A 22,114-nucleotide genomic window follows, 5' to 3' on the forward strand; every position below is an offset into this window, starting at 1 on the left:
GCGATCAGCCCCCGGCCGCGCCGGGAGCTCCACCCGGCACCCACACCCGTGTGACTGGAACACCAGTGCTGTTATCCGACCGCCATGACAGCACTGGTGTTCCAGTCACGCCCCAGGGCTGCCTTTTCTGCGGCCTCCGGCTGCCGATTGAAGATGGAGATTGAGCTACCGCGACGTCCGTCGCGGTCCGGGCCGTTGCTCCCGCGGCCGCACCCTTCGCGGTTGACGACCCATACCCCCGGGCGGGCTTGTCTCGCGGACCTGGCAGCGTAGGTCGGGGATTTCGGCTCGCTCTGCGAGCCGCCGACCTGCGCGGTGCCCGCGGGAGCATGCGGCCCGCAGGTGACACGGACCGGGGTAAAAGGAATTCGCCGTCGATCAAGGGCAAACGGTCGTGGTTTGGAGATCAAAGCACGACCATATGCCCTTGATCGACGCACGAGAGGGCGGGGGTTAGCGGGGTGGGGCGGCGGTTTTGATGAGGAAGTCGAGTGCTTCGAAGAACACCTTTCGGATGCCGGCTCCGTCCCGGGTCAGGAACGTCCGCCCGCCCGTCGTGTCGCTGATCGCCTCCAGGGCGGGCACGTCGACGTCCGTCCCGATGCCGATGAAGATGATCGGCAGCGGTCGGGCCGGGTCCTGCAGGTTGTCCAGCTTGTCGACCAGCTCGCCGAGCCCGATGCCGTACGGGTCGTTGTCGTACCCGTCGGTGGCGATCAGGACGAGGTTGAGGCGCCCCGGTTTCCACAGCCCTCGGGCCTGGCGGTACGCCGCGAGCGTGGTGTCGTAGAGCCCGGTCTGGGCGCCGAGCACGGTCCGCAACGCGTTGAGCGCGGCGAACACGTCGCCGCGCTGCTCGAACAGCGGCACCAGCGGCAGCACCTCGCGAAAGTCGCGCCCGCCCTCCAGATCGGCGGCGAACTCCCACACCGCGACCTCGGTGGTGTCGCGGAGCATGCCGAGCATCTGCCCGGCCGCGGACACCGCCGCGGCGAGCCGGGTCTCCCCTCCCCGGCCCCGATCGCCATGGAGCCGGACACGTCCACGACGCTGTGCATGCGGGCGCTCAGGTTGACGCCGGCCCAGTCCCGCAGCGTTTCGTCCACAGTGGCCGGTGGGGGCAGCGGGGCCGGCTGGATCGCCGGCCCGCCCTCCCGTACCGGCGCGCCGTCCGGGGTCCGCAGGCCGACCTGGGACAGCGCGCCCGCCCCGCCGTCGCGCACCGCGGCCAGCAGCCGCTCGGCGATGGTGCGCTGGGCGTCGCTGGCGCCGGGCAGCACCACGAACGGATAGTCGAGCGCCGGCGTGGCCGGGTCCGGGTACACCGGGATGAGCGGCGCGTTGCCGCCGAGGGCGTTGTACGCGAGGATCGCCTGCTCGCTGCCGAACAGGCCCTCCAGCGCCTCGGGTGCGTCCCCGCCGACCCGGGACAGCAGGTCCGCACCGGCCGGCGCGGCGGTGCGGGACAGCCGCCGCAGGATCTGGGCGTTCGCGGCCCCGGGGTCGTCGGTCTCGCCGGCGAGCCGCCGGATCTCCAGCAGGCTGAACAGCCCGACCGGGTCCACGGCCGGGTCTCGCAGGCCGAGGGCGCGCGCCGGCCCGGCCCGGCGCAGCAGCGCCGCCCAGGTCAGTGGCGTCTCCGGCGCGCCGAGGTCGGTGGCGACCGCTTCGGTCACGGCCAGGACGACCGGCGAGCTGGCCACCGACGTACCCGTGTCCGGGACCTCGACCTCCCCGCCGCCCGCCTGCCGCAGCCACCAGCTGGACTCGGGCAGCCACGCGTGCGGCAGCCCGGCCGGCCGGCGGGCCGACAGCCGGTCCGCGACGGACGCCGATTCCAGCGCCTTCACGGTGATCCGGAAGCAGCCGTCGGCGGTGTCCGCCGGCACGTCGGCGGCCGCCCGGGTGACCAGCGGGGCGATCGCCGGCGCGGCCGCCACGTCGACGATCAGCGGGTTGGCGCAGCCGTCCGAGCCGATGACGCCGCTGGCGTACCCGGCGCCCAGCGAGCCGAGCAGGACGGCCCCGAGCGACGCGCCGACCACCACCACGAACGACGAACGGACCGCGATGGCGGCGCGATGCGCCGGGCGGTACCGGAGGAAGAACTCCATCGTCAGCTACCTACCCTTCGCGCGCGTGCTCCTCCATCGCGGCGACGAGGCCGCGCGGCCGCATGTCCGTCCAGTGCTGCTCGATGTGCGCCAGGCAGGCGTCCCGGCTGTCTTCGGCGTGCGCGACGGCCCACCCGTCCGGCACGTCGGCGAACGCCGGCCACAGCGAGTACTGGCCCTCGTCGTTGACGAGCGCGAGATACCTGCCGTCCGGGTCGTCGAAGGGATTGGCCACGGTTCAGCTCCTCACGGATTGCACCTGGTTGATGGTGGTGATTTCGCGGTCGAGAATCGGGCCGATCCGCGCCAGCGCGGGCTGCCGCAGCATCGACTGGTGGTCGCAGGCCACCCGGTGGAGGTCGATCCGCCCGGTGACGTACGGCAGCCACACGCTGTCCGCTCCGGCAATGCCCGGCACCGCCTGGAAAAGCAGGAGATTGCCGTCGTACGCGCCGGGCGTGAAGCCGTTGTGCAGCTTGATGTGGTTGGCGACGACGGCGTCGATGGTCCCGGGGGCCAGCGAGGTGGCCGAGAGGTCGACCTCACCCCGCACGCTCGACACCGCCAGGTCGACGTCGACGGCTTCCACCCCGATCGGGTACGCGTCGAGCACCGCCAGCAGGGCGACCCGCTCCCCTTCCTCCTGGAGCCGGGTCGCGATCGCGTGCGCCACCAGACCGCCGAAGGACCAGCCGAGCAAGTGGTACGGGCCGGCCGGCTGCACCGAGCGGATCCGGTCGAGGTAGTCGGCCGCCATCTGTTCCACAGTGGCCGGCAGCGCGTCCGTGTCGGTGAACCCGCGGGCCTGCAGGCCGTACAGCGGCTGCTCCGGGCCGAGGTAGCGGAGCAGGCCGGCGTACGGCCAGCTCACCCCGCTCGCCGGGTGCACGCAGAACAGCGGCGGCCGGCTCCCGTGCGTCCGCAGCGGCAGCAGCACCTCCAGGTCGTGGCGGGTGTCCCGAGCGTCCAACCGGGCGGCCAGTCCCGCTGGGGTGGGCGCCTCCAGGACCGTGCGGAGGCTGATCCCCGCCCGCATCGCGCCGCGGATGTGGCCGACGAGGCGGGTCGCCATGATGCTGTCGCCGCCGAGGTCGAAGAAGCTGTCGTCGGCGCCGACGCCGTCCACGCCCAGCACCGCCGCGAACGCCCGGCACAGCGCCTCTTCCACCGGTGTCGCCGGTTCTCGCGACGGCGCGTGCGCGTACGGGGGTGCGGGCAGGGCGCGGCGGTCCAGCTTGCCGCTGCCGTTGACCGGCAACCGGTCCAGCCCGACGATGGCGGACGGCACCAGGTGCCCCGGCAGCCGACGCGCCAACGCCTCCCGCACACCCTCCACATCGGACGGTACGACGTAACCGACCAACCGGCCGTCCCGCACCACCGCGGCCGCGCGCTTGACCCCGTCGCACCCGGCCAGCGCGGCCTCCACCTCACCCAACTCGATCCGATGACCACGCACCTTCACCTGGTCGTCGACCCGGCCCAGAAACTCCAACTGACCGTCGTCGCGCCAACGCACCACATCCCCGGTCCGGTACATCCGCACACCCGCCCCACCGAACGGACACGCCACGAACCGCTCCGCCGTCAAAGCCGGCCGACCCAGATACCCCCGCGCCAAACCGGCACCGGACACGTACAGCTCCCCCGCCACCCCCGGCGGGACCGCGCGGAGCCAGCCGTCCAGTACCCAGACACGCGTCCCCTCGATCGGTCGCCCGATCGTCACCCCGTGGCTCCCGTCCAACAGCTCGCTGACCGTCGCGCACACCGTCACCTCGGTCGGCCCGTACGCGTTCAGCAACCGCCGCCCCACCGACCACGCCGCCGCCACCCGCTCCGGCAACGCCTCCCCCGCCGACACCAGCGTCGGTACCGGAACCGACGCCGGCACGCTCGCCAGCACCCCCGGCGGCACCGTCGCATGTGTCAGGTCGTCGCGCGCGGCCAACTCCCCCACCGGGTCGTCGCCGGCCACCACGACCGTCGCGCCCGACAGCAGCGCACCCCACAACTCCCACACCGACGCGTCGAACGTCGGCGCCGAAAACCACAGCACCCGACTCCCCGGGCCCAACCCCAACCGCCGCACCTGCGCCGCCACCATCACCGGGACGCCGCCCTGCGGCACCACCACGCCCTTCGGCACGCCCGACGACCCGGACGTGTAGATGACGTACGCCGGATGGCGCGGGTCCCACCGCGCCGCCGGTACCGGCTCGGCCGGGCCGCCCGGATAGACGTCCCCGGCCCGCAGCACCACGCCGGCCCCGGCGTCCCGGCACAGGAACGCGATCCGCTCCGCCGGATAGCGCGGATCCACCGGCAGGTACGCCCCGCCGGCCTTCGCGACGGCCAGCATCCCGACGGCGAACTCGACCGAGCGCGGCAGCACCAGCGCCACCACCCGCTCCGGCCCCACCCCGGCCTCGACCAGCCACCGGGCCAGCCGGTTCGAGGCCGCGTCCAGTTGGGCGTACGTCAGGGACCGGTCCCCGCACTCGACCGCCACCGCGTCCGGCGACCGCGACACCTGCGCGGCGAACAGCTCCGGCAGCGGCGCACCGGCGTCCCGGCCGGAGCCGGCCCACCGGGTCAGCACCAGGCTCCGCTCCCGGGTGGACAGCAGGTCGACCTCGGCGAGCCGCCGATCGGGTTCGTCGACCAGGGTCGCCAGGACCCGTTCCAGACGCGCGAGCAGCGATTCCACTGTGGACGACTCGAACAGTCCGGGCCGGTACGCCAGCGTCAGTTCGAGCCCGTCCCGGTACGCCGCGGTCAGCGACAGCGGATAGTGGGTGTCGCCGTGCCCCTCCACCGCGGTGACGCGTACGCCGGCGGCGTCGGCGGCCAACCCATCGGCCGGCAGCGGATAGTTCTCGAACACCGTGATGGTGTCGAAGAGCCGGCGCTGCCCGCCCAGCCGATGGATCTCGCTGAGCCCGAGGTGCCGGTGGGGAATGAGCGCCGCCTGCTCGTCCTGGACGGTGGTGAGCAGGTCGGCGAGCGTCCGTGCCGGATCCAGCCGCACGCGCACCGGGACGGTGTTGACGCACAGGCCCACCGGCTCGGCCGCGCCCGGCGCCGCCGTGGGACGCACCGCCACGGTCGCCCCGAACACCACGTCCGTCCGCCCGGTGTGCAGCCCCAGGACCACCGCCCACGCCGCCTGCACGGCGGTGTTGAGCGTGACGCCCATGGCGTTGACCCGCCGCTGGAGCGCCACCGCGGTGTCGGCCGGCAGGCCGCGCCGGACGGATCGCGGTGCCAGTCGAGTGTCACCGCCTTCCCGCGCGATCAGGGTCGGCTCCTCGACGCCCGCGAGGGCGGCCCGCCACGCCGCCCGCGCCGCCGCGCGGTCCTGCCCGGCCAGCCAGCCCAGAAAGTCGCGGTACGGAGCCGGCGCGGCCAGGCCGCCGGCGCGCCCGCCGGACGCGTAGCCGGCGAGCAGCTCGCGCACCAAGATCGGCAGCGACCAGCCGTCGAGCAGCAGGTGGTGGGCCGTGATGACGAGCCGGTGCCGGGCCTCGCCCAGGGCGATCAGCGCCATCCGCAGCAGCGGTCCACGGTGCAGCGCGAACCGCTCGGCCCGGTCCCGGTCCAGCACGAGCCGCAGCACGTCCGGCCGCTTCGCCGGCTTGACGCGGCGCAGGTCGATCCGCCGCCACGGCAGCACCGCGCGCGCCGGCACCACCTGCAGCGGCCCGGACGGGCGGTGCAGGAACGCGGCGCGGAGGCTGTCGTGCCGGTCCAGCAGGGCCTGACCCGCGTCGCGCAGCGCCGCCTCCCGCAGCGGGCCGTCGAGGTCCAGCGACAACTGGACGGTGTACGGGTCGGGCGCGTCCACATCGGTCAGTGCGTGGAAGAACAGCCCTTCCTGCAACGGGGTCAACGGCCAGACATCCTGCACCGGCACCCCGGGGTCGCTGTCCGCCCAGGACGCCTCGATCGCGTCGATCTGGTCCTGGACCAGCCGCACCAGGGGCAGGTCCGACGGGGTCAGGCCGCCGGCGCCGGGGCGCTCGGCGTGGATCGCCAGGGCGCGCAGCACCGCGAACCAGTCCTGGGCCAGGTCCCGCACCCCGTCCGCGGGCAGCAGGTCGGCGGCCCAGGTCCAGGTGGCCGACAACCGCGGCCCGTCCGCCCCGTCGTACGCCACCGCGGTGAGCTCCAGCAGGTGCGCCAACGGCATGCTGGGATGGCCGCCGGGGCGCGGCTCCCCGCCGAGCACCGGGGCCCAGCCGTCGCGCGTGGTGACCCGGCCGAGGTAGTTGAAGCCGATCTCGGGGGTGGGTAGGCCCGCGAACGCGGATCGGGTCTCCGGGTTCAGGTAGCGCAGCAGCCCGTACCCGATGCCGTCGTTCGGGATGGCCCGCAGCTGCTCCTTGACCCGCTTGACCGCGCGCGCCAGCTCCGGCCCGCCGGCCACCGCCGCCGCCCAGTCGACCGGCCCGGGGTCCAGCCGCACGGGGTGGATGCTGGTGAACCAGCCGACCGTGCGGGACAGGTCCACCGGCGACCCCGGTCCGGCGTGCCGGCCGTGCCCCTCGACGTCCACCACCACGCCGCCCGGGCGGCCGTACCGGCGCCGTACGGCGATGGCCAGCGCGCCGAGCAGCACGTCCTGCACGCCGGCGTGGAAGAGCGCCGGCACCCGGGTCAGCAGGTGGCGGGTGGCGGGTGTGGACAGCTCCAGCGTCAGGTGGCCGGCGCTGGCGAGCGTGTCGCGGCGCGGGTCCAGCTGGCCGGCGCCGAGCGGCTGCCGCCCGGCACCGAGGATTCCGGTCCACATCGGAAGCTCCGCACGTACCCGCGGATCGGCGGCCCGGTCGGCCAGTACCGCGCTCCACCGGCGCAGCGACGTGCCGACCGGCGGCAGCGCGGGAGCGATGCCCGCGGCGGCCGCCTGCCATGCCGCGTGCAGGTCCGGCAGCAGGATCCGCCAGGACATGCCGTCGACGCACAGGTGGTGGATGACGAGCAGGAGCTGCCCCGCCTCGTCCGGGCCGGCGTCGAACCACACCGCCTGGAGCATCGCGCCCGCTGCGGGGTCCAGCCGGTCGCGGGCCCGGACGTACTCGCGGTCGACCAGCTCGTCGGTCCCGCCGGCCAGGATCCGGCGCAGGCAGTCCGCGGCGCGTACCGTCCCTATCGGACGGACGTTCGGGGTCGGGTGCCCGCCGGGTCCGGGGACCAGCCGCGTACGCAGCGCGTCGTGGTGGTCGACGACCGCCTGCAGCGCGGCCACGAGGTGGGCGTACGCCGTTCCCGGCGGCACCCGCACCAGCATCGACTGGTTGAGCCCGTCGACGGGGCAGCCGCGCTCGGCCAGCCACTCGGTGATCGGGGTGGCGCCCACGGCACCGATCGGGTCGTCGTCCGCCGGCGGTGGTTGGTCGGCGGTCCGGGTCGCCACGGCGGCCAGCGCGGCCGGCGTACGAGCGGTGAACACGTCGCGCGGCGTGATGACCAGGCCGGCCTCGCGCACCCGGCTGACGAGCTGCATCGCCATGATGCTGTCGCCGCCGAGGTCGAAGAAGCTGTCGTCCGCGCCCGCGCCGTCCACGCCCAGCACCGCGGCGAACGCTCGGCACAGCGCCTCCTCGTCCGGCGTGCCCGGCCCGCGCGACGGCGTGTACGCCGGCGCGGGCAGCGCCTTGCGGTCCAGCTTTCCGCTGCCGTTGACCGGCAACCGGTCCAGCCCGACCACGGCCGACGGCACCAGGTACGCCGGCAGCCGGCGGGCGACCGCCTCCCGGACGCCCTCCACATCGGACGGCACGACGTAGCCCACGAGCCGCCCGTCCCGCACCACCGCCGCGGCCTGCCGCACCCCGGCGCACCCGGCCAGCGCGGCCTCCACCTCGCCGAGCTCGATCCGGAACCCCCGGACCTTCACCTGGTCGTCCGCCCGGCCGACGAACTCCAGCTGCCCATCCGCGCGCCAGCGCACCACGTCCCCGGTCCGGTACATCCGCGCACCGGTCGCGCCGAACGGGTCCGCCACGAACCGCTCCGCCGTCAGCGCCGGCCGGCCCAGGTAGCCGCGGGCCACGCCGGCGCCGGCGACGTACAGCTCGCCCGGGACGCCCGGCGGGACCGGCCGCAACCGGCCGTCGAGCACGCGGAGCGTGGTGCCGGTGAACGCGCGGCCGATCGGCGGCACCCCGTCGCCCGTGCGGTAGGGGTCGCTCATCGTCGCGAAGACCACCGTCTCCGTCGGACCGTACACATTGAGCATCTGCCGGCGCCCGGACCACGGCGCGAGCACGTCGGCCGGCACCACCTCGGCGCCCACCAGCACGGTGCGGACCGCGAGGGCGCGGGCCAGCTCCGGATGGTCGGCCGCCGCGGCCAGCAGGGCCGAAAACGCGGTGGGTGTCTGGTTGAGCACGGTCACCCGCTCGCCGACGAGCAGGCGGAGAAACTCCGCCGGGGTCCGGGTCGTCTCCTCGGGTACGACCACCAGCCGCCCGCCGTGCGCCAGCGCGCCCCACAGCTCCCACACCGAAAAGTCGAAGGTGTACGAGTGGAACATCGTCCAGGTGTCGTCCGCCCGGAACGTGAACGGGTGCGCGCCGGGGCGGAAGAGCCGGGTCGCGGTGCCGTGGGTGACCACCACGCCCTTGGGGGTGCCGGTCGACCCGGAGGTGTAGATGACGTACGCCGGGTGGCGCGGATCCAGTCGCACGCCGCGCGGCGGCACCGCCGACCCCTCGACGAGCACGTCGCCGGGGCCCAGCGTCAGCACGGCGCCCGCGTCCCGGCGCAGGAAGTCGATCCGCTCGGCCGGGTACGCCGGGTCGATCGGCAGGTACGCCGCGCCGGCCTTGAGCACGCCGAGGATCGCGACCACCTGCTCGACCGAGCGCGGCAGCGCCAGGGCGACCACCCGCTCGGGGCCCACGCCCGCGTCGATCAGCCGGTGCGCGAGCCGGTTGGACGCGGCGTCCAGCTCCCGGTACGTCATCGACCGGCCCTCGAAGGCCACCGCCACCGCGCCCGGCGACCGCCGCACCTGCGCGGTGAACAGCTCCGTCAACAGCCCACCGGGGTCCTGGCCGGTGCCGGCCCACCCGGTCAGGATCAGCTCGCGCTCCACATCGGACAGCACATCGACGTCGCCGAGCCGCCGATCAGGGTTCTGGACCATCGCCGCCAGCAGCCGCTCCAGCCGCGCGATCAGGGACTCCACGGTGGACTCGTCGAAGAGGTCCGTACGGTACTCCACCGTCCCCGCGAGCCCACCGTCCCGCTCCCCCACCGACACCGACAGGTCCAGGCGGGACGTGCCGGTGTGCACCGGCACCGGCTCGCACGCCAACCCCGGCAACGCCAGGTCGCCGAGCGGCTGCTGCCAGGCCAGCAGCACCTGGACCAGCGGATGCCTCCCCGCCGACCGGTCCGGATTCAGCACCCCGACCAGGTGCTCAAACGGCACGTCCTGGTGCGCCAGCGCGCCCAGGCTCCGCTCCCGCACCCGCCCCAGCAACTCGCCGAGACTCGGGTCGCCGGCGGCGTCGACCCGCACCACGAGCGTGTTGACGAACATCCCGGCCAGGTCGGCGGTCGCCGGATCGGACCGCCCGGCCACCGGCACCCCCACCGGCACGTCCACGCCGGCACCGAGCCGGCTCAGCAACGCCGCGAACCCGGCCTGCACCACCATGAACGGCGTCGCGCCGGCCTCCCCCGCCAGCCGGCGCACCCCCGCCAGCAGCTCGGCCGGCCAGCGGAACGGCACGACGTCACCGCGGTTCGACGGCGCCACCGCGCGGCGGTCCGCCGGCAGCTCCAGCCGCTCCGGCAGCCCGGCCAGCACCTCCCGCCAGTACGCGTCGTCCGGCTCCGCCAGCGCCTCCCGCTGCCAGAGCGCGAAGTCCACGTACTGCACCGGAAGCGGGTCCGCCGGCAGGCCCCCGTAGGCGGCCGCCAGGTCGCGCCACAGCACGCCGGCCGACCACCCGTCCACCGCGATGTGGTGCGTCACGACGAGGAGCACGTGTTCGTCGGCGGCCAGCCGAAACAGGTGCGCCCGCAGCGGCGCCTCGGCGACCAGGTCGAAGGCGTACCGGCTGGCGTGGCTCAGCGCCTCGGGCAGGCCGGCCGGGTCGACGGCCTCGACGCGCAGCGCGGGCCGCGCCCGGTCCGCGTCCAGCACCTTCTGGTACGGCACGCCGCCCACCTGCGGGTAGACGGTGCGCAGCACCTCGTGGCGGGCGACGACGTCACCGAGCGCCCGCTCCAGCGCGGCGACGTCCAGGGCGCCGGTGAGGCGGAGCGCCACCGGCACGTTGTACGTCGGCTGCGCCCCGTCCAGCCGGTGCAGCGCCCAGAGCCGGGCCTGGGCGTACGACAGCGGCGGCCGCTCGGGGCGCTCCGCGTACGGCCGCAGCGGGTTGCGCGGCGCGGCCGGGCGGATCCGCGAGGCCAACCCGGCCGGGGTTGGCGCCTCGAACACGTCCCGTACCTCGATCTCCGCGTCCAGGTCCCGCCGCACCAGGGCAACCAGCCGGGTCACCGACAGGCTGTCCCCGCCGAGGTCGAAGAAGCCGTCCTCGGCGCCGACGCTCGCCACCCCAGCACGTCCGCGAACGCCCGGCACAGCGCCCGCTCCCGCGGCGTGGCCGGCGGCCGGGACGGCGCGTACGCGGGCGCGGGCAGCGCCTTGCGGTCGAGCTTGCCGTTGTCGTTGACCGGCAACCGGTCCAGTCCCACGATGTTGGACGGCACCATGTACGCCGGTAGCCGCCGCGCCACCGCCTCCCGTACACCCTCCACATCGGACGGCACCACGTACCCGACCAGCCGGCCGTCCCGCACCGCGGCCGCCGCCTGCCGCACCCCTTCGCACCCGGCCAGCACGGCCTCCACCTCCCCCAGCTCGATCCGGAACCCCCGGACCTTCACCTGGCCGTCCGCCCGGCCGACGAACTCCAACTGCCCGTCCGCGCGCCACCGCACCACGTCCCCGGTCCGGTACATGCGCTGACCGGGTACGCCGAACGGGCAGGCCACGAACCGCTCCGCCGTCAACCCGGGCCGACCCAGATAGCCGCGGGCCACCCCCGCACCCGCGACGTACAACTCGCCGGCCACGCCCGGCGGCACGGGGCGCAACCACCGGTCCAGCACCCACACCCGGGTGCCGTCGATCGGGCGGCCGATCGGCACCCCACCGCCCTCGGACAGCGGCTCGCTCACCGACGCGCACACCGTCACCTCGGTCGGCCCGTAGGCGTTCAGCAACCGCCGCCCCACCGACCACGCCGCCGCCACCCGCTCCGGCAACGCCTCCCCCGCCGACACCACCACCCCGGCCCCGACCGAGGCCGGCGACAACCCGGCAAGCACGCTCGGCGGCACCGTCACATGCGTGACGTCGCCCCGAGCGGCCAACTCCCCCACCGGGTCGTCGCCGGCCACCACCACCGTGGCCCCCGACAGCAGCGCACCCCACAACTCCCACACCGACGCGTCGAACGTCGGCGCCGAAAACCACAGCACCCGGCTCCCCGGGCCCAGCCCCAACCGCCGTACCTGTCCGGCGGCCATCACGGGGACGCCGCCGTGCGGCACCACCACCCCCTTGGGCAGCCCCGACGACCCGGACGTGTAGATGACGTACGCCGGATGGCGGGGGTCGAGCCGGACGCCCGCCGGTGCCTGCGCGGGCCCCTCCACGACGACGTCCCCCGCCGTCAGCAGGAACCTCGGGCGCGCCTCCGCCAGCAGGAACCCCAGCCGCTCCGCCGGGCAGTCCGGGTCGACCGGCAGGTACGCGGCACCGGCCTTCAGCACCCCCAATAGACCCACCACGAACTCCAGCGAACGCGGCACGGCCAGCCCGACCACCTGCTCGGGACCCACCCCGTCCGCGATCAGCCGGTGGGCGAGCCGGTCCGACGCCGCGTCCAACTCCTGGTACGTCAGCGACCGGTCCCCGTACACCACCGCGACCGCGTCCGGCGACCGCCGGGCCTGCGCCGCGAACAGCTCCGGCGCGAGCGCGGCGGCGTCCCCCTCCGCCGAGCCCGCCCACGGCCCGAGGATGCGCCCGCGTTCCCCCTCCGACAGCAGCTCGATGTCCCCTACCCGGCTCCCCGGGTCCACGACCACAGCGGCCAGCAACCGCTCCAGCCGGCCTACCAGCGCCTCCACAGTGGACCGATCGAACAGGTCCGCGCGGTACTCCACCGTCCCCGCGAGCCCACCGTCCCGCTCGCCCACCGACACCGACAGGTCCAGGCGGGATGTGCCCGTGTGCAGCGGCACCGGCTCGCACACCAGACCCGGCAGCGTCACATCGGCCGCCGGCGCGTGCTGCCACGCCAGCAGCACCTGAATCAGCGGATGCCTCCCCGCCGACCGGTCCGGGTTCAGCACCCCCACCAGGTGCTCGAACGGCACCTCCTGGTGCGCCAGCGCGCCCAGGCTCCGCTCCCGCACCCGCCCCAGCAACTCGGCGAAGCTCGGGTCGCCCGCCGTGTCCACCCGCAGCACCAGCGTGTTCACGAACATGCCGGCCAGGTCGGCGGTCGCCGGATCCGACCGCCCGGCCACCGGCACCCCCACCGGCACGTCCGTCCCCGCCCCAAGCCGGCTCAACAACGCCGCGCACCCGGCCTGCACCACCATGAACGGCGTGGCGCCGCGCTCGCGGGCCAGCCGGCGCACGCCGGCCGCCAGTTCGGCCGACCACGCGAACGGCACGACATCACCCCGGTACGACGGAGCCGCCGCGGGGCGGTCCACCGGCAACTCCAGGCGCTCCGGCAGCCCGGCTAGCACCTCCCGCCAGTACGCGTCGTCCGGCTCGGCCAGCGCCTCCCGCTGCCAGAGCGCGAAGTCCGCGTACTGCACCGGCGACGGCGCCGGCAACCGGCCCTCGTACGCCGCCGCCAGATCGCGCCACAGCAGCCCCGCCGACCAGCCGTCCACCGCGATGTGGTGCGCCACGACCAGCAGGACGTGCCCACCGTCCACAGTGAAGAGGTGGGCGCGGACCGGGATCTCGCGCGTGAGGTCGAACGGCAGCCGGGCCGTGCGGTCCAGCGCCGCGTCCAGGGCGCCCGCGCTCACCTCGGCGGTACGCAGGACGCCGCCCGCCGACGCCGGATCGAGGACCCGCTGGTACGGCACGCCGTCCGCCTCCGGGTACACGGTGCGCAGCACCTCGTGCCGCGCCACCACGGCGTCGAACGCGGCCCGCAGCGCGGCCACGTCGAGGTCGCCGGCGATCCGGACGGCGACCGGCATGTGGTACGCCGGGGTCGCCCCGTCCAGCCGGTGCAGAAACCACAGCCGCTCCTGGGCGTACGACAGCGGCGGCCGCTCCGGACGCGGCACGCCCGCCCGCAGCGGCACCCGGGGCGCGGCCGGCCGGCCCCGCGGCGCCAACCCGGCCACCGTCGGCGCCTCGAAGACGTCCCGGACGCCGATCTCCACCCCGAGGTCGCGCCGCACCAGGGCCACCAGCCGGCCCACCGACAGGCTGTCCCCGCCCAGGCCGAAGAAGTCGTCGTCGGCCCCGACGCTGTCGATGCCCAACACGGCGGCGAACGCCCGGCACAGCGCCTCCTCCCGCGCCGTGCTGGGCGGCCGCGACGGCTGGTGCGCGGGCGCGGGCAGCGCCTTGCGGTCGAGCTTGCCGCTGCCGGTCAGCGGCAGGTCGGGCAGCGCCACGACCACCGCCGGCACCATGTACCCGGGCAGCCGCCGGGCGACCGCCTCCCGCACGGCCGCCAGGTCCACATCGGCCGGTGTCACGTAGCCGAGCAGCCTGCCGTCCCGTACCACCGCGGCCGCGCGCTTGACCCCGTCGCACCCGGCCAGCGCGGCCTCCACCTCACCCAACTCGATCCGATGACCACGCACCTTCACCTGGTCATCGACCCGGCCCAGAAACTCCAACTGACCGTCGCGGCGCCAACGCACCACATCCCCGGTCCGGTACATCCGCACACCCGCCCCACCGAACGGACACGCCACGAACCGCTCCGCCGTCAAAGCGGGCCGACCCAGATACCCCCGCGCCAAACCGGCACCGGACACGTACAGCTCCCCCGCCACCCCCGGCGGCACCGGGCGCAACCCGGCGTCGAGCACGTACATCCGCAGGTCCCGCAACGGCCGGCCGATCAGCGCGTTGCCGGCGACCGCGTCCGCCCGGCGCAGCGCGACGTGCGTGGCGTGCACCGCGGTCTCGGTGGTGCCGTACATGTTGACCATGACCGGCGCGTGCTCGGGATGCCGCCCGTACCACTCGGCCAATAGGCCGAAGTCGAGCGGCTCACCGGCGAACACCACCGTGCGGACGGCGAGCGCCCGGTCCAGATCCGGCGCGCTCCGCGCCGCCTCGGCCAGGCCGGCGAACGCGCTCGGCGTCTGGCTCAGCACGCTCACCCGCTCGTCGACCAGCAGCCGGAGCAGGTCCGCCGGGCTCCGGGTCACCTCATCGGGTACGACCACCAGGCGCCCGCCGTGCGCCAGCGCTCCCCACAGCTCCCACACCGAGACGTCGAAGGCGACCGAGTGGCACAGCGTCCACACGTCGTCCGGGCCGAACCCGAACTCGTCCCGGGTCGCCGCGAAGAGCCGGCTGGCGGCCTCGTGGCTGACCACGACGCCCTTCGGCAGTCCCGTCGAGCCCGACGTGTAGATGACGTACGCGGGATGGCGCGGATCCAGCGGCGCCCGGCGGTCCCGGTCGGTGACCGGCGCGTCCGGGAAGGCCGCGGTCAGCGCCCGGTCGTCCAGCGCCAGCACCGGCGCGTCGGTCTCCGGCAGCGCGTCGATGATGTCGTTTGTGGACAGTACGATGTCGACCGACGCGTCGGCCAGCAGGAGCGCGATCCGTTCGGCCGGGTAGCGCACGTCCACGGGCAGGTACGCGGCGCCGCTCTTCGCGACCGCCAGCACCGCGACGGCCAGCTCCACCGAGCGCGGCACCGCCAGGGCCACCGTGCGCTCCGGGCCGGCACCGGCCGCGATCAGCCGCCGCGCCAGCCGGTTCGTGACGGCGTCCAGCTCGGCGTACGTCAGCTCCCGGCCGCCACCGACCACGGCCACCGCGTCCGGCCTCTGTGTGGCCTGGGCGGCGAACGCGTCCGGTAGTACGCCGCCGGCGGCCCGGCCGGACCCGGCCCACTCCCCCAGGATGAGCCGGCGCTCCTCGGCGCCCAGCAGCTCGACCGCGCCGACCGGCGTCGCCGGGTCGCGGACCACCGCGCCCAGCATGGTGAGCAGCCGCCGGTGGTGGCCGGCGAGGTCGGCGGCGCCGTACCGGTCCGGACTGGCGTATGTGGCGAGGTGCAGCATGCCGTCGCCCCGGTCGTACGCGGTGACGGCGAGGTCGTCGATCGGCCCGACCGACACCGTATGGATGGTGGCGGGCAGCCCGGCGAAGCTCAGCGGCTCCTCGAACGCCAGCACGTTCACCCGCACCCGCGCGAGGTCGCCGATGCCGCCCGCCAGGCCGAGGTCGCGGGCGACGTCCTCGCCCCGGTAGCGCTGGTGGCGCAGGGCGTGCCGGATCTCGCCGGTCGCCGCGCCGACCAGGTCCGCGAGCGGCGTCGCCGGGGTGACCGCGAGGCGCAGCGGCAGGACGTTGGCCGTCGTGCCCGGCACGCTGGCCAGGTGCCGGCCGGCCCGCCCGGCCACCGGGAGCGCCACGACGAGGTCCCGCTGCCCGGTCACCCGGTGCAGGTAGCCCGCCGTCGCCGCCACCAGCAGGCTGGCCCAGTGCGTACGCCGCGCGCGCGCGGCCACCCGCAGCCGCTCCACCTCCCCGGGCGACAGGACGGCCGTACGGCACAGCGCGGCGGCATCCGCGGCCGGGGCACCGGCGACCGGGCGGGGACCGGCGAGCGTGGCCGGCTCGGGGTGTCCGGCGAGGTGCTCCGTCCAGTAGCGACGGTCCACGGTGAACCGTTCCGCCGACCGGTAACCGGCGTCGTCCTCGACCAGTTGCCGTAGCGACCCGAACGGCGGCGGTCCCGCGGGCCGGCCGGTGACCTGAGCGGTGTAGAGCTCGGCGATCCGCCGGGTGAGCAGCGCGGAGCCGTACGCGTCCGCGGCGATGTGGTGCATGCACTGGAACAGGGCGAAGTGGTCCGGCCCCAGCCGCACGAGCGCGCAGGTGAACAGGCGGCCGCCCGCCAGGTCCATCGGCAGGGCCGCCTTCGCGCGCATCCACTCCTCGGCGTACGCGCGGGGGTCGGGCGCGGAGCTGACGTCCAGCACCGGCAGGCTCCAGCCGGTCAGCGGGACCACCGCCTGTGTCAGGACGCCGTCGACCTCGACGAGCCGGGCACGGACCGGTTCGGCCTCCTGCGCAGTCTGCCGTATCGCGGCCTCCATCGCCGGGGCGTCGACCGGCCCGTGGATCTCCACGTACTGCGCGATCTGGTGCGCGCCGCGGTGCGGAGCGAGCTGCTGCGCCAGCCAGATCTCCCGCTGGGCCGCGGAGACAGGCAGGTAGGTACCGCTCACGCAGATCACGCCTTTCCCAAGTCGGCCCGCCACGGGGACGGGACGCCGCCACTGGGTACTACGCCCGGCCGCGACCGGTCTCGCGCGCACCGGAGCGACAGTTCGGCGCACCACTGTTGTCACCGCGGTAACAAGACGTGGACGCCGAGTGACCACCCGCGCCCGGCGGCGGGCGCCTCCGCGTACCCGGGTCGGCTTGTCAAAGAGCGCGCGGATCGCGCCGGGATTCGTGCGCGCGCTCCACTGTGGCCGCCCGACGGGCGGGTCACGCTGCGGTAGTGAGGCTGTACAAGGCGCGCGCCGGCCGGCCGCCCGCCTCGATCGACGGCGTGCTCGCCGGCGCCGGCCGCTGGTGTTTCCGCCGCCCGTGGCTGGTCATCGCGATCTGGCTGGTCGCCATGGTGGCCGGCGGGGTGTCCGCCGGACCGCTGTTTGACCGGTTAGTCAGTCGCGGGCCGTCCGAACTGGAGTCGGTCGCCGCGATCGACGTGCTGGCCGGCGCCACCGGCCAGGGCGGCCAGATCACCGGGGTGGTGGACGGGGTCGACGTGCGCGCCGCGGTGGTCCAGGCGGAGGTGCAGGCCACCGCCGCCCAGCTCACGTCGATCGACGGCGTGACGGCGGTGGTCACCCCGTACGAGGGCGGCGCGCCGGTGACGGCGGACGGCACCGCCCTGCTCGTCCAGGTCTCGCTGGACCGGCTGGAGCCGGCCGGGCTCGCCGCCGCGACCGACGCGGTCACCCGCGCGCTCCGCGAAGGCGAACGCCAACTGCGGGCCGCCGGGCAGGCGGGCGCGCGGGTCCAGGTCGGCGGGACCACCGCGGTCACCCTGCAGGCGAACGAGGCGATCCGCACCGACCTGGCGCGCGGCGAGGCGCTCTCCCTGCTGCTGACCGCGATCGCCCTGGTCGTGGTGTTCGGTGGGGCGGTGGCGGCCGGCCTGCCGGTGCTGGTCGCGCTGGTGTCGGTCGCCGCCGCCACCGGCGTCCTGCTCGCCGTCGCGGCCGCCACCGACCTGGATGTCAACGCGGTCACCGTGACCACCCTGCTCGGCCTCGGGCTCGCCATCGACTACTCGCTGCTGCTGCTGAGCCGGTACCGGGAGGAGCTGAGCGGCCCGCACCCGCCGCCGGTGGCGCTGGAGCGCACCTGGGCGACGGCCGGACGGACCATCCTGTTCAGCGCGCTCACCGTCGCCGCCTCACTGGTCGGGATGCTCGCGTTCGGCGTACCCGGAATCTCCACCCTCGGCCTCGCGGGCATGGCCATCGCGGTGGTCGCGATGCTGGCGTCGCTGACCCTCACCGCCGCCCTGCTCGGATCGCTGACCCGGTGGATCCGGCCGGCGCGGCACGGCGTGCGCCGGATCGCGCCGCCGGACGGCGACGACGACACCGGCTTCTTCGCCCGGCTCGCCCGCCGCGTGCAGCGGCGGCCGTGGCTGGTCGCGCTGTCGACGTCCGCGGCGCTCATCGCCGCCGCCACACCGATCCTGCCCACGGCGGTACGCCTCGACACGGTCGAGACGCTGCCGCGCTCGATCGAGGGCGTGCAGGTGGCCGACGCGCTCGTCCAGCGGTTCGGCCTGCCCCCGGTCGCCGCCGTGACCGTCGTGGCCCGCACCGCCCCGGACGCGCTCAACACGTGGGCGGCGCGCTGGCGCCAGCAGGGCGTGGTGGCCACCGTCCGCCCGGCCGCGCCGCTGTCGGCGGAGATGTCCATCGTGGAGTTCGACGTCCGGGGCGATCCGCAGGGCGATCCGGTGTGGCGGCTGATCGAGCGGATCCGCGCCGACCGGCCGCCCGGCGACCGGTCCTGGGTCACCGGCGACGCCGCGATCCTGCGCGACCTGTCCGCGCTGATCGTCGCCCGGCTGCCCCGGGCCGTCGGGCTGACCGCGCTGGCGATGTTCGTCCTGCTCTTCCTGATGACCGGCTCGCTGGTCGTGCCGGTCAAGGCCATCGTGATGAACGTGGTGTCGCTGGCCGCGACGTTCGGCGTGATGAGTGTGGTCTTCTACCACGGGGTCTTCGGCTCGGTCCTGGACACGGTGACGGTGCGCGGGTTCAACCCGGTGTTCCTCGTCATCATTTTCGGGTTCGCGTTCGGCCTGTCGATGGACTACGAGGTCTTCCTGCTCGCCCGCGTCAAGGAGTACGTCGACGCCGGCGTCGAGCCGGGCACGGCCGTGCGCTGGGGTCTACAGCAGACCGGCCGGATGATCACCTCCGCGGCGCTGTTGATGGTGATTGTGCTCGGGTGCTTCGCGGCGGCCCGGATGAGCTCGGTCGAGCAGATCGGCCTGGGCCTCGCCGCCGCGGTGGCGATCGACGCGACGCTGGTGCGGTGCCTGCTCGTCCCGGCCACCATGACGCTTCTCGGTCGCTGGAACTGGTGGGCGCCGCCGGTCCTGACCCGACTGCACAAGCGGTTCGGACTTGTCGAAGGTGGACGGCTTACACGCGTGCCTGGATAGGACCGAAGCCGACCGGCTCGGGCAGCTCGTACCGCGACCCGGCCGGCGCCGGCGCGATCAGCTCGCCCGGCAGCAGCACGGACGCCGTGGTGCCGCCGCGCGCCGACCACAGCCGCACGCGTACCCCGTGGCGGGCCGACAGCAGGCGGACGACGAACAGCCCGAGCTGCGGCTCCTCGCCCAGCTTGATGCCGGGCACGCCGCTGAGGCGGGCGTTGAGGTCGTCGACGTCGCGCTCCGGGATGCCCGGACCGTCGTCGTGGATCTCGATGAGCACGTCGCCGTCCCGTTCCCGGCTGCCGATGACGTTCACCGCGCTGCCCCGCTCGGCGAAGTCGGTGGCGTTGTCCAGCAGCTCGGCGAGCAGGTGCACGAGGTCCACCACGAGGTCGGGCGCCACGTTCACCGCCGGCAGGTACAGCAGCTCGATCCGGGCGTACTGCTCGCTTTCCGCGACGGCCGCCTGGACGACATCGGCCAGCAGCGCGGGGTCCTTGCGCCGCCGTCCCGGGTCGTCGTCGGCGAGCACGAGCAGCACCTCGCCGTACCGGCGCATCCGGGTGGCGAGGTGGTCGAGCCGGAAGAGCCCGTCCAGCTGCATGGGGTCGATCTGGTCCCGCTCCAGCTCGCTGATGACGCGGATCTGCTGGGCGACCAGCTTCTGCGCCCGGCACGCCACGATGCTGAACACGGAGTTGGCCGTCGTACGCATCCGGGCTTGCGCGGCGGCCAGCCGGACCGCCTCCCGGTGCACGGCGTCGAACGCGTTGGCCACCTCGCCGATCTCGTCCCGCGAAGCGCCGCTGACCGGCCGGACAGTGAGGTCGACGAACTCGGGCGGCTGCTCGGAGAGCGCGCGGACGACCCGGGGCAGCCGGTCGTTCGCCACCGCGAGCATGCCGTTGCGCAGCCGGCGCAGGTCGCACACGATGCCGCCGCCGACCGCGACGGCGAAGACAACGGCGAACGCGCCCGCCAGCGCGAACAGCAGGGTGTTGTTCACCGCCACGCGCCACGCGGCGACCCGCAGGTCGCGGATGTCGTCGAGGGCGCCGCGCACGCCGTTGCCGATGACCAGCCGGAGCTTGTCGAGCTGCGCGCCGGAGACCGTCAGCCAGGTGTCCACGGACAGCCCGGCGTCGGCGTAGCTGCCGCTGCTGCCCAGCAGCCGGCGCACGAACGCGTCGGTGTCCCGGACCGCGGGCGCGGCCTGCGCCTCCCGGAACAGGGCCAGGGAGGGCGCGCCGGCGCTGGCCTGGAACGCCTCCAGCTCGACGCTGCTCTGGAACCCGGACACCAGCAGCGCGTCCCGTTCGCCCGGCCACGGCTCGTCGCGGGACAGCATGGCCGTCACCAACGCGCGCCGCTGCGACGCCGCGCCGGCCGCCAGGACCAGGTCGTACAGGCCGGCCGTGCGCGCGAACACCCCTGAGTTGCCGGACAGCCGCATGGCCCGGCTGTCCGCGCCGCTGCCGATGTGGATCACCGGCAGGATGAGCCTGCTGTACGCCTCGATGGTGGCGAGCGGCGGCAGGCCCTGCCGGTACGCGCGGGTGCGCAGCCCGGCCAGGTCGGCGATGCCGGCGCGGGCCCGCGCCACCTGCCCGCCGAACGCCGACTCCGGCACCGCCCCGACGGCCGTCTCGAACGCCTTGACCGCCTCTTCCGTGGCGGCGTACACGGGATCGAGGCGCGGCCCGGTCGCGCTGAGCGCGACCGTCCGTGCCGCCTGGTCCCGCTCGTCCTGGAGCCGCTCCACGAGCCGGACGCTCGCCGTGCTGACCGCCGCGTACCGCTCCGCGTCGCCCAGCGGCCGGGCCTGGTTGAACGACGTCAGCACGGTCACCCACCCGAAGGCGACGGCCACCGCGGTCATCGGTACGAGCACAGCCACCATCCGCACCGGCAGCGGCCGGCCGTGCAAGGCGAACGTGTCGTACGTCCACAGGGTGACCCGGCTGTGGCGGCCCCGCCGGAAGGTCACCCGTGCCAGATCACGCACTCGTTCCAGGCCCGATACCCTCACGCACCCCAGAAAGCCAGACCAAGCAGGCATGCGTCAGTACGCGAGGTGAGCGCATCCGCCATCATCACTGTCACGCTGAGACGTAGTCACGGTCACGCACAGCACTAGGGCCTGTTTTATGAGGGTCGGTCGAGCCGAGGCGAGGCCCAGGCGGCGATCCGGCAAGCCGGGCGGAAGGTCGCATACCGGTGTTGTATGCGGCCTTTCGACCGGTGCCGCCGGTCGTCGTCTGGGTCCGCCGCAGGCCGGCCAGCCCTTATAAAACAGGCCCTGGTGCGTGACCGAAATGTGCACACGGCCGAAGGCCACCACACGACCCTATCCAGGATCGTGTGGTGGCCTTTCCCGGTATGACCGCGTCAGTTGCCGCTGAGCGTCTGGGCGTTCGCGATGGACGTCCGGGCCGAGGCCATGTCCGCCGCACCCTCGTCGAGGTCCTCCACCGCGCCGTTGAGCATGCGCGCACTGCCGCGCGATGCGTTCGGGTTCGCCGCGACGGCGGCCTGCGCGTCGGCGACGGCCGCACGGGCCTCCTGCATGGCGTTCTGCGCGGCGGCGAAGGCGGCCTCGGCGTCAGCCATCAGGTTCGACGAGCCGCCGTTGCGGGTGGCCGCCAGCAGTTGCCGGGCGGTGGCCCGAGCGGCCATGCCGGTGGACGCGGCCTGCTCACCGGCCACCGCGGCGTTCTGGCCCGCCTGGGTGTCCGCGTCATCGCAGGCACGCTCCACGTTCTGGCCCGCCTCCATGGCCGCGTCGCTGGCGTCCGCCAGGCTCCGGGCCGCGTCACGCAGGGCGGCGCGGGCCGTCGCGTTCATGCTCGTGCCCGCGGCGGCCGTGTTGGCGCCCTGGCCGAAGCCGGGCAGGAGGTCCGCGTTGGCCGAACCGAGGCCGGCCGCCGCCAGGCTCACCAAGACCGCCGCGAAGCCGCCTGCGATCAGAACCTTTCGATTGCGCAGTTGTCGCACGATCTCCCACTTTCTTTCAGGCCGGCGCGAGTGCGCCGG

General features: G+C 74.8%; 8 protein-coding genes. 1 reads left to right on the plus strand and 7 read right to left on the minus strand.

Annotation, left to right across the window (positions count from 1 at the left end; translation table 11 throughout):
* Nucleotides 1-453 precede the first annotated feature (453 nt).
* From Prum_RS09950 to Prum_RS09970, 5 genes are read right to left on the minus strand one after another with little or no spacing between them, the layout of a single operon-like run.
* Nucleotides 454-813, minus strand: coding sequence for a vWA domain-containing protein (locus Prum_RS09950; RefSeq protein ID WP_173072727.1), 360 nt, complete (start codon nucleotides 811-813; stop codon nucleotides 454-456).
* The gene (locus Prum_RS55005) at nucleotides 717-2,114 is read right to left on the minus strand and encodes a substrate-binding domain-containing protein (RefSeq protein ID WP_173075825.1); all 1,398 of its coding nucleotides are present in this window, start codon (nucleotides 2,112-2,114) and stop codon (nucleotides 717-719) included. Before Prum_RS55005 ends, Prum_RS09950 begins: the two co-directional genes overlap by 97 nt.
* A gap of 10 nt (nucleotides 2,115-2,124) precedes the next feature.
* Complete coding sequence (locus Prum_RS09960; RefSeq protein ID WP_173075827.1) at nucleotides 2,125-2,349, minus strand: MbtH family protein; 225 nt, start codon at nucleotides 2,347-2,349, stop codon at nucleotides 2,125-2,127.
* 3 nt (nucleotides 2,350-2,352) lie between these two features.
* A complete protein-coding gene (locus Prum_RS09965; RefSeq protein WP_173075829.1) occupies nucleotides 2,353-10,692 on the minus strand; it encodes a non-ribosomal peptide synthetase in 8,340 nt (2,779 codons plus the stop codon).
* Complete coding sequence (locus tag Prum_RS09970; protein WP_173075831.1) at nucleotides 10,632-16,607, minus strand: non-ribosomal peptide synthetase; 5,976 nt, start codon at nucleotides 16,605-16,607, stop codon at nucleotides 10,632-10,634. The genes Prum_RS09965 and Prum_RS09970 overlap by 61 nt, the downstream gene beginning before the upstream one ends.
* 278 nt (nucleotides 16,608-16,885) lie before the next feature.
* On the opposite strand from Prum_RS09970, the gene Prum_RS09975 reads away from it, so the two are divergent.
* On the plus strand, nucleotides 16,886-19,084 hold the full coding sequence (locus tag Prum_RS09975) for an MMPL family transporter (RefSeq protein WP_173075833.1): 2,199 nt from the start codon (nucleotides 16,886-16,888) through the stop codon (nucleotides 19,082-19,084).
* Here the strand turns inward: Prum_RS09975 and Prum_RS09980 are convergent.
* Nucleotides 19,065-21,068 (minus strand): sensor histidine kinase, encoded by a 2,004-nt coding sequence (locus Prum_RS09980; RefSeq protein ID WP_218577188.1) that lies wholly within the window; start codon nucleotides 21,066-21,068, stop codon nucleotides 19,065-19,067. The two genes, Prum_RS09975 and Prum_RS09980, sit on opposite strands and share 20 nt — an antisense overlap.
* Nucleotides 21,069-21,469: 401 nt before the next feature.
* The gene (locus Prum_RS09985) at nucleotides 21,470-22,018 is read right to left on the minus strand and encodes a hypothetical protein (RefSeq protein WP_173075837.1); all 549 of its coding nucleotides are present in this window, start codon (nucleotides 22,016-22,018) and stop codon (nucleotides 21,470-21,472) included.
* Between the last annotated feature and the right edge of the window lie 96 nt (nucleotides 22,019-22,114).

It is taken from the genome of Phytohabitans rumicis (assembly GCF_011764445.1).
GTDB lineage: Bacteria > Actinomycetota > Actinomycetes > Mycobacteriales > Micromonosporaceae > Phytohabitans > Phytohabitans rumicis.

What these genes read in the sequence shown, in the direction of transcription:
- Prum_RS55005 (WP_173075825.1), bottom strand. Translation starts at nt 2,114, where the DNA reads ATGGAGTTCTTCCTCCGGTACCGCCCGGCGCATCGCGCCGCCATCGCG.